This is a genomic window from Zunongwangia sp. HGR-M22 (assembly GCF_027594425.1).
GTDB lineage: Bacteria > Bacteroidota > Bacteroidia > Flavobacteriales > Flavobacteriaceae > Zunongwangia.
Window position 1 is genome coordinate 3,934,983 of record NZ_CP115159.1, and the last position, 15,208, is coordinate 3,950,190.

The window sequence follows — 15,208 nt, forward strand, 5'->3', positions numbered from 1 at the left end:
TCCAAAAAACAGCGATAGTTACTTAGGAAAACGAACTTTAAAGATAGTTCCTTTACCTGGTTTTGAAATGAAATTTATAGTTCCGTTATAAGTTTCTACGATATTTTTAACCATTGCCAAGCCCAGACCCATACCACTGGATTTTGTGGTGAACTTGGGCTCAAAGATCTTCTCGCGATTATCTTCGGTAATTCCGTGGCCGTTATCAGAAATGCTTAAACAAACACTTTTATCTTCTTCCTGAATATCTACAACAATCTTTGGCTCTTGCACATTATCCATCGCCTGTATGGCGTTTTTCACTAAATTGGTAACTACTCTAATAAGCTGAGTTCTATCAAACTTTGCCAGTATTTCTTCTTTTTCTGAATGGAATATAATATAATTTTCATTGAATATATCTAAGGCCAGTTTGGTGATTTTGGGCACATTAAGAGTTTCATTTTGCTGTGCCGGCATTTTTGCAAAATTAGAGAAGGCAGAAGCAATCGAACTCATTGTATCGATCTGATTGATCAAGGTATCGCAAAACTCATTTACTTTGTGCTCAATTTCGGGATCATTGCGATCAAATCTTCGCTCAAAACTTTGTACACTAAGGCGCATGGGTGTAAGCGGATTTTTAATCTCGTGTGCCACCTGTTTTGCCATTTCTCGCCAGGCTTGCTCTCTCTCGTTGGTGGCTAACTTCACCGCACTTTCTTCTAACTCGTCGATCATGCTGTTGTATGCTGCAATTAGTGCGTAAATTTCTTCGGAAGCATTGCTGAGTTCGATTTTTTGATTGCGCTTATCTAAGCGTGTTTGATTTATCTTTTCTGAAATAATTTTAAGCGATTTTGTAATATATTTTGACAGAAAATAAGACATGATTATCGCTATAGCCAGCATAAAAAGATACACTTCGCCCAACCGCATTAAAAAATCGTTTAAATCACGATTAAGAACACTATCATCCTGTAGATACGGTAAGTATAAGATCGCTAGAGGCTTAAATTTTTGATCGGTAATATAAGTGTAAGATGACTGGAATTTTTCGCCATTCGACTCTCCTTTCAACAAATAACGCCGGTGCGAAGAAGCTTCAAGTTTTTTAAGAATAGGTGTGGAAATCGTATAATCTGTGGTATCCTTAAAAAAATTTTCTTTAGAGCTTATTAATAATTTTCCCTCAAGATCATAAATATTGATTTGCATTTCATGTACCTGAGACATTTCATAAATCTTCTGGTTCTGTTTAAATATAGAAGCAATATTTTCTGTATTAATAACATAAGTGGTGCTAGCCAATACAAAATTTATATTTTCTCTAATAGCTTGCTCTTTGCGTTCTAAGCGTTCGCGGTGATAATCTTCTGCTTCTTCTTTATATTGATAAACAGTAACCCCGGCTATTAAAATTGAAGCTCCAAGCACCAAAAGTATCATGGAGATAAAAATACGAGTACGTAAGGATAATTTTAAAAGCTTCATAAACTTCCCGTTACTGCAAATTAGTTAAAATCATTGGGATAATAATCTCTAATCCTAATCGCAATAATTTTTTACTGAAGAATCAATTATCACACCAATTAAGCATTGGGATTTTTAGATCTTATTTTTTTATATAATTTAATTCCCAGCATTAAAAGAATTCCAAGTGCAAAAATTCCGATCACGCCATAAATCCAATTAAGCGCACTACGAACGATCACTAAAAATATTACTGAAAAAAGGATAACGGTAGCACCTTCATTCCAAAGGCGCATTTGCGAAGAAGTGTATTTTACTTTATCTACCTGAAGTTGTTTAAAAATATGATGTGTTTTTAAATGATAAGCTATAAGTAAAATCACGAAACCAAGTTTTACATGCATCCAACCTTGCTGTAACCAAACCGGCTGCATAATCAATAAAATAACAGCAAATAAAGTTGCCAAAACCGCAGATGGCCAGGTAATAATAAACCATAAACGCTTGGCCATTAACTTTAGCTGGTTTCCTAAAATAGTCTTATCTGGTTCAGGTTTATCGAAGGCTTCGATTTGATAAATAAATAAACGAGGAATATAAAAAAGCCCTGCAAACCAGGTGATCACAAAAATAAGATGAAGCGATTTTATATAATTATAATATTCCAATTAGCGTTTATTTATTTTATTTTTCAAAAGTAAAAAGAGTAAGTTGAAAACAGCCTTATTTCTTAAGGCTATTTAATAAAAATGCAAGAATTAACCCTAAGGCTGTTGCAATCCCAGCAAAATAATCGTCTTTCTTAAAAGCTTTGGGAAAAACTTCTGTAGCTAAACTTGCCACAACAGCGCCTCCTGCAAAGCATCTTATATACGAAAGAATATCATTTGATACCTCTGCCAAAAAATAATTTCCTAGCACGGCTGCAAGTGCCAAAATAAAAGCAGTTCCCGTCCATAAGATTAGAACATTTTTTGTAGACCTTCCATTTTCTACCATTCCTTTGGCACCGCCAGCAGCTTCTGGCAAATTAGATAGAAAAATTGATCCTGCGAGGGCGGCAACCTCCATGGGACCCGCACCAATAAGTGCCACACCTAGAGCTAGATTCTCTGGGATACCATCTAAAGTAATTGCAGCAAGCAGACCTCCACCACCCTTAGCTCCCCATTTTTTCTTAACCAAATAATCCAACAATACGAATACAGATGCGCCAACAAAAACAGATACCAATGCCAAAGTTAAAGAAGCTTCTTTGGTTGCTGGATCGATAAGCTCTATGACTGCTGAAACAATTAATGCTCCACCTGCCAAAGCCACTAGAAAACCTTCTAGCTTATCAGATAAATTACCATAAATACCCCAAACTGCGCCAAGTATTAAAGCAAAGGATACTACTAAAACTACGATTATTGTCATTACTCAGTGAGACTCAAGTTCTTTTTTATTTCACGATTTAGAAAATATCCTGTTACTATAGTGGAAAGTAAATCGGCTATCGGGAAACTAATCCAAACCCCTAATTCTCCATAAAATTTTGGTAATATCAGGACCAACGGAATAAAGAAAAATCCCTGTCTGGACAAGGTAAGCAATAGCGCCGGAACAGCTTTACCTATCGCCTGAAAGTATGCAGCGCCAATTAATTGTAGCGCAACAATTGGGGTTGCTGCAAATACCCATCGCATCGCCGAGGGTGTTCTTTCTATAATACCTTCATTTTGAGTAAAAACCATAGCTATTTCTCTCGAAAATCCCATGATAAGCCCAAAAATCACTACGCCCATTAAGCACGCATACATTATTGCTTTGTTGATCGTCTTTCTTACCCGTTGATATTTTTCAGCTCCATAATTATAACCGGCAATTGGTAGAAAGCCTTGTGTAATTCCCAGTACAGGAAATAGCGCAAACATTAGCATTCGGCCAATAATTGCATAAACTGCGACACCATCTTCACCAGCAAGATCAAAAAGGATATTATTCATCAATAAATAAATAATACTCACTACCGCTTGTCGCGCTAAAGTGACAAAACCTAAAGATCCGATTTCTTTAATAATGGGGACATCAAGCCTAAAATGACTAAAATCAATCTTTAATTCCGATTTTCCAGAGAACATAAAAAACCAAAGTACGTATAAAAAGCAAACAAAATATGATCCTGTTGTTGCCCATGCTGCACCATACATTCCCAAATCCATCACGTTGATAAGCAAGTAATCTCCTAAAATATTTCCGACGGAAGGAATAATCATGGAAATCATTGCAAAAGTTGGTTTTCCTTCAGCTCTAATTACATTATTTCCCATCATGTTTAGTGCGAGGATGGGCACCCCGTATAACACGACGCGATAATAGATTTTAGCCGGTTCGAAAATATCGCCTTTACCGCCAAAAGCCGGAATAAGTTCATTAATAAAAACTAGGCCTAAAACCACCAAACTCAAACAAAGCAGCAGTGTAAGTGTGATCTGATTCCCAAAAGTTTTTAAAGCTTTTTTATCGTTATTAGCACCAAGTGCACGAGAAATTATAGAGCTACCTCCTATCCCAATACTCATCCCCAAAGCGGCTATAAAAAATGAAATAGGCAGCACCACGTTGATCGCGGCGATTGCAGTAGAACCAATCCAGTTTCCTACAAAGATGGTATCTACTAAAATATTTAGAGACATCACCAGAATCCCAATAGATGCCGGTGCTGCCTGCTTAATTAAAAGTTTGCCTATAGACTCATTCCCAAGCGCTTCTGAGCTTATTTTTGCCATTATGCTTCAACCGGTTTTTGATGCGCCCATTCGTCTACCCAGCGTGAAAGCATTTTGACCCATTCTTCCCGATCGTTTAAACATGGTACCACGGTAAATTCTTTTCCGCCAACTTCATGGAAGATCTCTTCTCCTTCCATCGCTATTTCTTCTAATGTTTCTAAACAATCGGAAACGAAAGCCGGAGTTACCACCGCCATTTTCTTAATTCCTTGTTTTCCGAAACGCTCGATAGTTCGATCGGTATACGGTTTTAACCAAGGATCAAATCCTAAACGCGACTGGAAACTAACACTATAAGAATCTTTTTTAAGCTGAAGATATTCGGCCACTAATCGTGTAGTTTCATAGCATTGGTGGCGATAACAGAATTGATGTGCTGAAGATGCTGTTTGGCAGCAACTACCATCTATTTTACAGTGTGAGCTTGTAATATCACTTTTACGAATATGGCGTTCTGGAACACCATGGTATGAGAAGAGTAAGTGTTCGATATCCAAACCATTTAATTTTTCCTGAATGCTATTGGCCAAAACCCGAACATAATCTGGATGATTATAAAATGCAGGAACCGAGGTAAACTGCATTTCCGGGAAATGTTTTTGACGCAATTCTTCAGCCAAAACCAAAATAGTTTCTGTTGTAGCCATTGCGAATTGAGGATACAATGGAAAAAGCAATACCTCATCTACTCCCTGATCTTTCAGTTCTTTTAAACCATCATAAATGCTTGGTGTGCCGTAACGCATTGCAAGAGCAATTGGTACCGCAGTTTGATCGTCTACTTTCTTCTGCAATCTTTCTGAAAGAACAATTAAAGGCGAACCTTCTTCCCACCATATTTTTTGATATGCAGCTGCAGATTTTTTAGGTCTGGTATTCAGGATAATTCCCTTAACCAATAAAGCACGAAAAAAATAAGGAAGATCAATTACACGACCATCCATTAAAAATTCACCTAAATATTTTTTAACATCTTTTGGATCTGTACTTTCTGGAGATCCTAAGTTAACAAGTAATACACCTTTGCTCATTTCTATCTCTTTTGCATTACAAAGTTAAGCCTATAAATTTGTTCGCCTGTAAAGAAGTATTATACTTTTTTATTAAACAATAGCTAAAACTACTTGTTAGCTCAAAAAAGGAACTGTACTAATCGAGCAAATATTTAATACATCGTTCTAAATGTTCTCGAAAAAAAGCTTCGTGATAGGATTCTTTGGTGTGACCTCCGGCAATATAAACCATTTTACCGCCACCCTCAAATTTCTGAAACCAGGCGATAGGGTGATCATATCCATTTTTTCCACCTTCGTATGAAGATTCGTCTAAAGTTAATAATACCTGAATTTCAGGGTTTATATTTTTAAAATTATACCATTCGTCTGTTCGAGTCCAGTGTTCAGGAAGATGAGCGACCGTAGGATGGTTTGGCTTTTCAATATTGATTTTTGCTTGCTGAATATGTGGATGACTTTCAAAATACGCGCCTATAAACTTTCCATACCACGGCCAGTCAAATTCAGTATCTGTTGCGGCGTGAATTCCGAAGAAACTCCCACCCTTCTCAATATAATTTCTGAACTCCTTTTCCTGAGATTCGTTAAAAACATTACCCGTTGTACTTAGAAATATAACAAGATCGATTTTTGACAATTCTGAAACAAAAACTTCTGCATTATCGGTAGCAGTAACCACCCAGGTATTTTCTTCAGCAATTTCTTTTAAAGCTTTGATTCCAGTAGGAATTGATTCGTGCTTAAAACCTTCCGTTTTATAAAAAATCAAGAGATTTTGCTGCGCATAAAGCACGCTACCTCCCAAAAATAACAGTAGAAATAATAAGTGAATTCGTTTCATTTTGGTTTTTCCAATTTAATTCAAATTAGAGATTTTTAAAGGTGACTTTCAAGCTCCTTAAAATCCTTTTTCTTGATTTTTTCTTCCTGTCTATGCTATATCAATTTTCGAAAAAAGTAGCGATCTATATTCTGAATACTTACTTCTTAATTGAAAATTACTTAGTGCGCCGCCGGTAAAGACATGACGTACTTTTTGGGTGTTGTGCCGAATTTTTTCTTAAAAGCTGCTATAAAATGGCTGGCTGTGCTATACCCTACTTTTAAACCAACTTCGTTCACATTATATTCACCACTATCCAATAATTTACGCGCATATTCCATTTTATAATCAAAAAGAAAACTATACACCGAGTCGCCATAAATTTGCTTAAAGCCTTCTTTTAGTTTCTTTAAACTTAGATTGATCTCATCTGATAGCTCCTGAAGCGAAGGCGGCTCGGCCATTCTGGAAATCACAATGTCTTTGGCTTTTCTAATTTTTAGGATATTTTCTTCATCACTCAAAAAAGGACATTGTTCCACATTAGCATCTTCTGCCCTATTAAAATAAAGACTTAACAACTCGTAAGATTTAGCCTTAAAATACAGACTTTTAATAGTAGGTGTTAAATTGAAATTCATCACCTGGTTAAGCACGATTGCCATAGATGGTGATATTGGTGAATCTTTGTAGTATTTTTTGTCTTTATTATCGGTACTTAGAAAAGTGATATAATCGGCTTCCTCAGAAAATAAGGCATGAAATTTCTTAATCGAAATCACCAAAGTGACCAACCAAGATTTGGGTCCTAAAGCAACATTAAGCGGCAAATTTTGCTGCGGATTGTATAATAACAAGGATTTCTCTTCGGCCAAAGGTAATTCGTAACGCCCCTCATTAAAAATAAACTTACTATCACCTTTTACATTAAAGTGAAATTGTATAAAACTACTATCAATTTCACGCTCAATAGTCTGGCTATCAGCTGTTTCATTTTGAAACTTTATAATATGAAATCCTTCTTCTACTTTAGTCTCTTCAGATAAACTTATAGCGATATTTTTTCCTTCTTCCATGATATTAAATACTAGTTATTTATTTAGAAACAGTCTAAACTAATTCATTTAAACCAGTTGCTAATACTACAAAAATAAGCTATTTAGCTAATTTACAGACATAAAATACACAAAATCCCTGTAAGCGACACAAATAGTACTTTAAGCGTTATTTTTTATGTTAACAATAATTTAATTTTGCCACGCAATCCCTAAAGAGTTCATGGAAAGTTTAATTTCTAAAGGCAGACATTTTTATACTATTGGTTTAAGCTACAAAAAAGCAGATGCCGAAATTAGAGGACATTTTAGTCTTACTGAAGAAGCAAAATCTAAAATACTAATCCAGGCAAAGCGAGAAGGCATCGATGGTGTTTTACTTACTTCTACTTGCAACCGAACTGAGATTTATGGATTTGCAGAGCATCCATTTCAGCTTATAAAACTTCTTTGTGAGCATACACACGGTACGGTAGAAGAGTTTGAAAAAGTAGCTTATGTTTATAAAAGTAAACAAGCCATTTCACATTTATTTCGTGTAGGTACTGGCTTAGACAGCCAAATTCTTGGAGATTTTGAAATTATTAGCCAAATAAAACTGGCTTTTGCGCAGTCTAAAAAAGTGGGATTAGCCAATGCTTTTACAGAGCGTTTGGTAAATGCAGTAATCCAGGCGAGCAAGCGAATTAAAAATGAAACCGAAATATCTTCAGGAGCCACTTCTGTCTCTTTTGCTTCCGTTCAGTATATTTTACAAAATATAGAAGATGTTTCTAACAAAAATATTTTGCTCTTCGGAACTGGTAAAATTGGAAGAAATACTTGCGAAAATTTAATTAAGCACACCCAGAATAAACATATTACTTTAATTAACCGAACGAAAGATAAGGCTGAAAAAATTGCCGGAAAATTTAGTTTAACGGTTAAAGATTATGCCGATCTACAAGCAGAGATTAGAAATACAGATGTTCTAATTGTGGCTACCGGTGCACAAAATCCAACCATTAGCAAAGAACTTTTATATTGTAAAAAAGATTTATTGATTTTGGATCTTTCTATCCCTAAAAATGTAGCTGAAGATGTAGAGGAATTAGATAATGTAAAACTGGTTCATTTAGATCATCTTTCTCAAATTACCGACGAAACGCTACAACGTCGTAAAAAGTTTATTCCTGAAGCTGAAATAATAATTGCAGAAGTTCAGGCTGAATTTTGTAAATGGCTAGAAACCAGAAAATTTGCCCCTACAATTAAAGCGCTAAAGAAAAAGCTAAGAATGATGAAAGATGCAGAGCTTGACTTTCAGCGAAAAAAGATAGAAGATTTTAATGATGAACAGGCAGAAATAGTGAGCAACAGGATTATCCAAAAGATCATGAAGCAATTTGCCAATCATCTTAAAGAAGACTCAAACACTACCGATGAGAGCCTTGAGCTTATCCAAAAAGTCTTTCAGTTAGAAGAACAAGCACGATGAATAAAGTGATACGTATAGGAACACGAGACAGCGAGCTGGCTTTGTGGCAGGCAAAAACTGTACAATCGGCACTAGAAAAGCTAGGCCACCAAACCGAACTTGTTCCCGTAAAATCTACCGGAGATCTAAATCTGGATGTTCCGCTTTACGAAATGGGAATCACCGGGATTTTTACTAAAACTTTAGATGTTGCCATGCTTACCGGCAAAGTAGATATCGCAGTACATTCTATGAAAGACGTCCCTACAGCATTACCAAAAGGAATTGTTGAAGCGGCTGTTTTAAAACGTGCAAACACTAGTGATATACTTATTCATAAAGGTACCGATTTTTTAGATGGCAACGGAACAATTGCTACCGGAAGCCTGCGCAGAAAATCGCAATGGCTACATCGCTATCCAAATCACCAGGTAGTAGATCTTCGCGGAAATGTGAATACCAGAATGCAGAAGCTGGAAGATAATGACTGGAACGGAGCTATTTTCGCCGCTGCTGGTTTAGAAAGAATCGAAATAAAACCTGATAATTTTATCAATCTCGATTGGATGATCCCAGCACCTGCACAGGGAGCAATGCTAATCGTTGCTTTAGAGAAAGATGAATTTACCAGAAAAGCAATTGGTGCATTAAATCATTATCAAACAGATCTTGAGGTACATGTAGAACGAGAGTTCTTAAGAACTTTAGAGGGAGGCTGTACAGCACCTATTGGCGGGTTGGCAAAAATCGACAATGATAAGATTTTACATTTTAAAGCCGCTCTTTTAAGTTTAGATGGAACACAAAAAATTGAAGTAGAAAAGAGGATCGCTGCCGAAAATGTTGAGGGATTCGGAAAATTTTGTGCCGAAGAAATTCTTGCCAAAGGTGGCGCTGAATTGATGAAACAAATCAAGGAAGTTTTAAATTAAGGCTTATGGCCACTGTACTTTCCACAAAAAAACTTAGCGTTTCGCAAAAGCAATTATTGCTTGGTGCTAAAATTGGTTTGGTGGAATACAACGCCATAAAAATAGAATTTATCCCTTTTTCATTTAATTTTAAACTAGTAAAAAATGCTATTATCACTAGTAAAAATGCTTTCAAAGCGATTCAAGATAAAGTGAAAGTAGAAAAAGCATTTGTGGTAGGTACTAAAACCGCTAATTTACTTCAGGAAAATGATATCGAGATTACTGAAGTTGCGGATAATGCTTCAGCATTAGCAAAAAAAATCATCGAAAATCATCAAAATAAGCACTTTGTTTTTTTCTGCGGAAATAAACGCCGAGATGAATTGCAAATTCAACTAAACAAAAATGAAATTTCTTTTGAAGAAATTCAGGTATATAAAACCAAACTGAATTATGCTGAATTTCACCAAGAATTTGATGGAATCTTATTCTTTAGTCCAAGCGGAGTAGAAAGTTATTTCAGCAAAAATAAAATTAAAACCACTACGGCATTTTGTATTGGTACCACTACAGCAAATTCAGCAAAAAATTATACTGAAAATATTATAATGGCTACCCAACCTAGTATAGAAAATGTAATCGTGCAGGTAGTAAAAACATTCAATAAAAATGAAATCTCTAATTCCTGAATTTTAACTGGGAATTACCGAATTTTGCAATAAACCAAGAAACATGATTAAAAACGATCTTTTCTTAAAAGCTTTAAAAGGAGAATCTGTAGAGCGACCACCTGTTTGGATGATGCGCCAGGCAGGCCGCTATCTTCCTGATTTTATGAAGCTAAAAGAAAAATACGATTTCTTTACGCGCTGCCGAACTCCAGAGTTGGCTACAGAAATTACCGTAATGCCCATCGAACAGGTAGGAACCGATGCTGCCATTTTATTTAGTGATATTTTGGTGGTACCGCAGGCCATGAATATTGAGGTAGAGATGAAACCCGGTCTTGGCCCTTGGTTACCACATCCTATTCGTAGCGCAAAAGATGTAGAGCAGGTTATTGTTCCCAATATCGAAGAAACGCTTGGTTACGTTATGGATGCCATTAAACTAACCAAACAACAATTAAATAATGAAGTTCCGCTAATTGGTTTTGCCGGTTCTCCATGGACGATCATGTGCTATGCGGTGCAGGGACAAGGTTCCAAAAACTTTGATAAAGCCAAGAAATTTTGTTTTACGAATCCAGTAGCAGCGCACCAATTATTACAAAAAATTACAGATACAACCATTGCTTATTTAAAAGCAAAGGTAAAAGCTGGCGTAGATGCTGTTCAGGTTTTTGATTCTTGGGGCGGTATGTTGAGTCCTGTAGATTACCAGGAATTTTCCTGGAAGTATATTCAGCAAATTATAGATGCTTTAAAAGATGAAATTCCTGTAATCGCTTTTGGTAAAGGTTGTTGGTTTGCTTTGCAGGAAATGGCAAACTCTGGTGCTGCCGCTTTAGGCGTAGATTGGACCTGTAGTGCACAAAATGCACGCTATTTAAGTGGTGGAAAAATCACATTGCAGGGTAATTTTGATCCTTCAAGATTATACTCTCCACCTAAAGAAATTAAAAAAATGGTACACCAAATGATTGATGAGTTTGGTAAAGATCGTTATATCGCAAATCTTGGCCATGGTATTCTACCAGATATTCCCGTAGATAATGCCAAAGCTTTTGTAGATGCGGTTAAAGAATATCGCGCTAAATAATGGCAATTGGGGCGAGAATACAACAGCTTAATTTTAAAGAAATTTTTATTCTGCTGAAGTTATTTTTGCCCAAACCATCATATATTTTTCCAATATATAAAGCTACCCGAGAAACTTTAAAATCTTGCGATCGGCTTTTTGGAAAAAAACATTATAGCGATACCAAAGAAAACGCGTTTAGACATGCCTATTGGAATTTTCTTATTGCTGAAAAACTTTTCAGAAAAAACTTTTCGATTGAAGAGTCGATAAACTGGACCAAGAAAATTACCGATCTTCATGAGCGTTTGGCTCCAAATAAAGCACTAGCACGAGCAATGGATCTTCATAATAATGCAGTGGGACGAAACATCTTCAGCAATAATCCAGAAGAAAATATCGTTAAAAAATTTCAAGATTTAATGAATTCCGCAATAAAAATTAAAGATCCAGATCTATCGAAATTAGATAAAAATAAACTCGTTTTTATAGAAAACTAGATTATGCTGAACAAAAATTATCGAGACGAAGAGAAAGAGCGCATTGATACACAACTGCGTGCGATTATGGAAATGGGACATGTTCCCGATGAATGGGAAGAAATTAGGCTTGATCTAGATCGAAGATTAAAAGAGGCCATTGGCATTGGCTTAGAAGAAATCGAAAATCTTCATGAAGAAAAATTAATGGAGATCTTAGCTAATCTTAACTTAGAATTTTCGCATTATGAAGCGCTTGGCGATATTCTTCTTAGAAGTATCGAGTTAGAAGCCGAAGAGAAGCAGGCCGATCTTGCTCAAAAAACGCTTATAATTTATAAAACCGCACAAGAGATAAGTAGTACGTTTTCGTTCAGTCTTACACAAAAAATTAACGAAGCAAGAAGTTGGATAAATGATTAGCATGAAAGACCAATTTTATCAATATATACAGGAACTTCAGGATACGATCACCTCGAAACTAGAGGAAATCGACGGAGTAGCAAAATTTAAAGAAGACCTCTGGAAACGTGACGAAGGAGGCGGTGGCCGTACTAGAGTGATCGAGAATGGAGCAATTTTCGAAAAAGGCGGCGTTAATATTTCAGCGGTGCACGGGCCGCTAAATCCTGCAATGCAAGAATACTTTGGCGTTGGCGATGTTAATTTTTTCGCATGCGGCTTAAGTTTAGTTATTCATCCAAAAAGCCCAATGATTCCTACAGTACACGCCAATTGGCGCTATTTTGAAATGTACGATAAAGATGGAACAACGCTAGATCAATGGTTTGGTGGCGGGCAGGATCTTACACCTTATTATCTTTTTGAAGAAGATGCGATTCATTTTCATCAGGTTTCTAAAAATGCCTGCGACAAACATGATCCAAAATTTTATCCTGAATATAAAAAAAGATGTGATCTCTACTTTTGGAATGCTCATCGTAATGAAGCGCGTGGCATTGGCGGATTGTTTTTCGATTATTTAAAAGATTCTGAACAACATAGCATTACCGATTGGTACCATTTTGTGACTGAAGTTGGCAATAGCTTTCTGGAAGCTTACGTACCAATTGTTGAGAAAAGAAAAGATCTGGAATACGACCAAATTCACCGGAACTGGCAAGAAATTCGTCGCGGTCGCTATGTAGAATTTAATCTTGTTCATGATAAAGGAACGCTGTTCGGATTAAAAACCAACGGCCGGATTGAGAGTATTTTAATGAGTTTACCTCCGCATGTACAATGGGTTTACGATCACCATCCGAAAGCAGGATCCGAAGAAGATAAACTTTTAGAGGTTTTGAAGAAACCTAAAGAGTGGGTATAAAATAGATCACTAGAATTTTGAATTGATATTAGAAAAATTATGTTTCCATTACGAAGAAGTAGAAGATTACGAACTAATGAATCTATAAGAAGTTTAGTTCGCGAAACAAATTTGAGTCCGCAAGATTTTATGTTTCCAATGTTTATTGCGGAAGGTAAAGGAATAAAAACAGAAATACCGTCGATGCCCGGCATTTACCGCCAATCGATAGATGGCACAGTAAAAGAAGTTAAAGAATTATGGAATCTGGGCGTAAAAGCGGTAAATCTTTATGTAAAAGTTAGTGAAAATCTAAAAGATAACACCGGTAAAGAAGCATGGAACAAAGATGGTCTTATGCAACAAAGCATAAAAGCCATTAAAGATGCTGTACCTGAAATGATTGTGATGCCCGATGTAGCCTTAGACCCTTACTCGATTTACGGTCACGATGGAATTATTGAAAATGGGCAAATTATTAACGATGCTACCGTAGATGCGCTAACCCAAATGAGTATTAGCCATGCTGAAGCGGGGGCCGATTTTGTTGCACCTAGTGATATGATGGATGGGCGTATCCTTGCTATCCGAAATGGTTTAGAAGAAAACGGATTCCATAATGTAGGGATTATGAGCTATAGTGCTAAATATGCTTCAGCCTTTTACGGCCCGTTTAGAGATGCATTAGATTCTGCTCCAAAAGCAAGTACAGAACCTGTGCCTAAAGACAAGAAAACCTATCAAATGGATTATGCCAACCGTATTGAAGCTATTAAAGAAGCGGTTGATGATGTTGAAGAAGGAGCTGACATTGTAATGGTAAAACCAGGTATGGCTTATTTGGATATAGTTCGAGAAGTTAAAGATCATGTAGATGTTCCTGTTGCGGTTTATCATGTTTCCGGAGAATACGCCATGATTAAAGCTGCTGCTGAAAAAGGTTGGTTAGATCACGATAAAATTGTGCTAGAGCAGCTATTTTGCATCAAGCGAGCCGGCGCAAGCATTATTTCTACTTATTTCGCTAAGGAAGCTGCAAAATTGCTTCAATAATTAGCAATTAGTTTTACAAAGTTAATTTTAAGCACCTCATAGGTTTTAAAATCTATGAGGTTTTCTTTTTTACTGGTAAGAAATAAGTATAGGAATTAGCGCTATCGAAAATTATATAACGATGATTTTTTAGCTAGAAAATACATCACTCCTCTTGTAATTCAGATGCTACTTTTTCGTAACTTTACTTTGTGAAATTCAATAAACTATATATCTCTTTTTCTTTAGTGCTTATCGCTTTGTTAAGCGCTACAGGAATTTCGCAACCTAAAGCTTCTACTTTCATTTATGATGATGCTCAAAACACTTCGCATCATTTTAAGCAACACGATAGTTCTAAAGCTTTTGTATTTGAAGAATCTGCCAATTATAATCTTCAGTCTGATCAGGAAGATCAGACCACATTTACTTCAGTTTACGGTACTTATTTTAAGTTAGATTCCGCAGATTTTCATATCATTCCTTCTCAGGATTCCTGGATCTATCTTCAGGATCGCAAAAGCAAGTTAGCAACGCAAATATTTCCATTTCACTTTTTCACATAAGTTGAATTTTTATTATCCGATGCTGTTTTTCAGCAAAAATCACGTGCAATCCTCAATTCAGGAAAGATGCACAGATCGATAATAATTTTAATTCAACAACAAATGGATACTTATTCAACAATAATAGGACTTGGGCTTTTTATACTTTTTATAGGACCAATTCTTTTTGTACTATACAGACAGAGCGCTAAAGATGTGCGCAATAAAAAAGCCCTAAAAGATTTAGCCAAAGAGTACAATTTAAATTTAGATTATACCGAAATTTCGAATTCGCTGGTGCTAGGTTTGGATAAAAAACAGCACAAACTTTTAGTGATGGAGCCATTTAACGCGATGCAACATCAAATAATAGATCTTTCCCAGATCACAAAAAGCTCGATTATTAAACGCAGCGTTTCATTTATTCATAATGATAGCCGAAAAAATAAAGTTATTCAGGTAAGCGTAGAACTAAAGGCTAAGAGTGATTTAAAGCAGGTGACTGAAATTTTATTTTACGATGAAGACGGTGTAGAAAATGATGATATGGAAACAAGACTTTTCACTGCTTCTAGATGGAATGAGCTTATCCAGGCAAACCTATAATATATTGGCT

The 15,208-nt window shown here is 36.1% G+C and carries 17 protein-coding genes; 10 read left to right on the forward strand and 7 right to left on the reverse strand.

Annotated elements, in window-relative coordinates; genetic code table 11:
- Positions 1-18: 18 nt before the first annotated feature.
- From PBT91_RS17055 to PBT91_RS17085, 7 genes are all read right to left on the reverse strand, one after another.
- Positions 19-1,473 (reverse strand): sensor histidine kinase, encoded by a 1,455-nt coding sequence (locus PBT91_RS17055; protein WP_270059661.1) that lies wholly within the window; start codon positions 1,471-1,473, stop codon positions 19-21.
- Positions 1,474-1,571: 98 nt separating this feature from the next.
- On the reverse strand, positions 1,572-2,120 hold the full coding sequence (locus tag PBT91_RS17060; protein ID WP_270059662.1) for a CopD family protein: 549 nt from the start codon (positions 2,118-2,120) through the stop codon (positions 1,572-1,574).
- 55 nt (positions 2,121-2,175) lie between these two features.
- Positions 2,176-2,871, reverse strand: coding sequence for a ZIP family metal transporter (locus PBT91_RS17065; RefSeq protein ID WP_270059663.1), 696 nt, complete (start codon positions 2,869-2,871; stop codon positions 2,176-2,178).
- Positions 2,871-4,223, reverse strand: a complete 1,353-nt coding sequence (locus PBT91_RS17070; protein ID WP_270059664.1) for an MATE family efflux transporter — start codon at positions 4,221-4,223, stop codon at positions 2,871-2,873. Before PBT91_RS17070 ends, PBT91_RS17065 begins: the two co-directional genes overlap by 1 nt.
- On the reverse strand, positions 4,223-5,257 hold the full coding sequence (gene hemH / locus PBT91_RS17075; RefSeq protein WP_270059665.1) for a ferrochelatase: 1,035 nt from the start codon (positions 5,255-5,257) through the stop codon (positions 4,223-4,225). Before hemH ends, PBT91_RS17070 begins: the two co-directional genes overlap by 1 nt.
- A gap of 118 nt (positions 5,258-5,375) precedes the next feature.
- Entirely contained in the window at positions 5,376-6,083 is a 708-nt protein-coding gene (locus tag PBT91_RS17080; RefSeq protein ID WP_270059666.1) for a ThuA domain-containing protein, read from the reverse strand.
- Positions 6,084-6,244: 161 nt separating this feature from the next.
- Complete coding sequence (locus tag PBT91_RS17085) at positions 6,245-7,141, reverse strand: AraC family transcriptional regulator (protein WP_270059667.1); 897 nt, start codon at positions 7,139-7,141, stop codon at positions 6,245-6,247.
- Between the two features lie 202 nt (positions 7,142-7,343).
- On the opposite strand from PBT91_RS17085, the gene hemA reads away from it, so the two are divergent.
- The 10 genes from hemA to PBT91_RS17135 all read left to right on the forward strand — a co-directional run bounded on the left by hemA (position 7,344) and on the right by PBT91_RS17135 (position 15,198).
- The gene (gene hemA, locus PBT91_RS17090; RefSeq protein WP_270059668.1) at positions 7,344-8,597 is read left to right on the forward strand and encodes a glutamyl-tRNA reductase; all 1,254 of its coding nucleotides are present in this window, start codon (positions 7,344-7,346) and stop codon (positions 8,595-8,597) included.
- Positions 8,594-9,508, forward strand: a complete 915-nt coding sequence (gene hemC / locus PBT91_RS17095; RefSeq protein WP_270059669.1) for a hydroxymethylbilane synthase — start codon at positions 8,594-8,596, stop codon at positions 9,506-9,508. Before hemA ends, hemC begins: the two co-directional genes overlap by 4 nt.
- A 5-nt stretch (positions 9,509-9,513) precedes the next feature.
- Positions 9,514-10,179 (forward strand): uroporphyrinogen-III synthase, encoded by a 666-nt coding sequence (locus tag PBT91_RS17100; protein WP_270059670.1) that lies wholly within the window; start codon positions 9,514-9,516, stop codon positions 10,177-10,179.
- A gap of 43 nt (positions 10,180-10,222) precedes the next feature.
- A complete protein-coding gene (gene hemE, locus PBT91_RS17105) occupies positions 10,223-11,251 on the forward strand; it encodes a uroporphyrinogen decarboxylase (RefSeq protein ID WP_270059671.1) in 1,029 nt (342 codons plus the stop codon).
- Positions 11,251-11,730: a DUF6973 domain-containing protein gene (locus PBT91_RS17110; protein ID WP_270059672.1), complete on the forward strand. Its 480-nt coding sequence runs from the start codon at positions 11,251-11,253 to the stop codon at positions 11,728-11,730. The genes hemE and PBT91_RS17110 overlap by 1 nt, the downstream gene beginning before the upstream one ends.
- Before the next feature lie 3 nt (positions 11,731-11,733).
- Positions 11,734-12,132 (forward strand): hypothetical protein, encoded by a 399-nt coding sequence (locus PBT91_RS17115; RefSeq protein WP_270059673.1) that lies wholly within the window; start codon positions 11,734-11,736, stop codon positions 12,130-12,132.
- A 1-nt stretch (position 12,133) separates the two neighbouring features.
- Positions 12,134-13,036 carry an oxygen-dependent coproporphyrinogen oxidase gene (hemF, locus tag PBT91_RS17120; protein ID WP_270059674.1) on the forward strand — a complete coding sequence of 301 codons (903 nt, stop codon included), beginning with the start codon at positions 12,134-12,136 and terminating at the stop codon, positions 13,034-13,036.
- 39 nt (positions 13,037-13,075) lie between these two features.
- The gene (gene hemB, locus PBT91_RS17125; RefSeq protein WP_270059675.1) at positions 13,076-14,068 is read left to right on the forward strand and encodes a porphobilinogen synthase; all 993 of its coding nucleotides are present in this window, start codon (positions 13,076-13,078) and stop codon (positions 14,066-14,068) included.
- Between the two features lie 191 nt (positions 14,069-14,259).
- Positions 14,260-14,613: a hypothetical protein gene (locus PBT91_RS17130; protein ID WP_270059676.1), complete on the forward strand. Its 354-nt coding sequence runs from the start codon at positions 14,260-14,262 to the stop codon at positions 14,611-14,613.
- Between the two features lie 66 nt (positions 14,614-14,679).
- The gene (locus tag PBT91_RS17135; RefSeq protein WP_270059677.1) at positions 14,680-15,198 is read left to right on the forward strand and encodes a hypothetical protein; all 519 of its coding nucleotides are present in this window, start codon (positions 14,680-14,682) and stop codon (positions 15,196-15,198) included.
- The last annotated feature ends 10 nt before the right edge of the window (positions 15,199-15,208 follow it).

Coding starts and splice junctions, on each gene's coding strand:
- hemA (WP_270059668.1), top strand. CDS start 7,344: ATGGAAAGTTTAATTTCTAAAGGCAGACATTTTTATACTATTGGTTTA.
- PBT91_RS17065 (WP_270059663.1), bottom strand. CDS start 2,871: ATGACAATAATCGTAGTTTTAGTAGTATCCTTTGCTTTAATACTTGGC.
- PBT91_RS17110 (WP_270059672.1), top strand. CDS start 11,251: ATGGCAATTGGGGCGAGAATACAACAGCTTAATTTTAAAGAAATTTTT.
- hemH (WP_270059665.1), bottom strand. CDS start 5,257: ATGAGCAAAGGTGTATTACTTGTTAACTTAGGATCTCCAGAAAGTACA.
- PBT91_RS17055 (WP_270059661.1), bottom strand. CDS start 1,473: ATGAAGCTTTTAAAATTATCCTTACGTACTCGTATTTTTATCTCCATG.
- hemF (WP_270059674.1), top strand. CDS start 12,134: ATGAAAGACCAATTTTATCAATATATACAGGAACTTCAGGATACGATC.
- PBT91_RS17100 (WP_270059670.1), top strand. CDS start 9,514: ATGGCCACTGTACTTTCCACAAAAAAACTTAGCGTTTCGCAAAAGCAA.
- PBT91_RS17070 (WP_270059664.1), bottom strand. CDS start 4,223: ATGGCAAAAATAAGCTCAGAAGCGCTTGGGAATGAGTCTATAGGCAAA.
- hemB (WP_270059675.1), top strand. CDS start 13,076: ATGTTTCCATTACGAAGAAGTAGAAGATTACGAACTAATGAATCTATA.
- PBT91_RS17115 (WP_270059673.1), top strand. CDS start 11,734: ATGCTGAACAAAAATTATCGAGACGAAGAGAAAGAGCGCATTGATACA.
- hemE (WP_270059671.1), top strand. CDS start 10,223: ATGATTAAAAACGATCTTTTCTTAAAAGCTTTAAAAGGAGAATCTGTA.
- PBT91_RS17085 (WP_270059667.1), bottom strand. CDS start 7,141: ATGGAAGAAGGAAAAAATATCGCTATAAGTTTATCTGAAGAGACTAAA.
- PBT91_RS17080 (WP_270059666.1), bottom strand. CDS start 6,083: ATGAAACGAATTCACTTATTATTTCTACTGTTATTTTTGGGAGGTAGC.
- PBT91_RS17135 (WP_270059677.1), top strand. CDS start 14,680: ATGCACAGATCGATAATAATTTTAATTCAACAACAAATGGATACTTAT.
- hemC (WP_270059669.1), top strand. CDS start 8,594: ATGAATAAAGTGATACGTATAGGAACACGAGACAGCGAGCTGGCTTTG.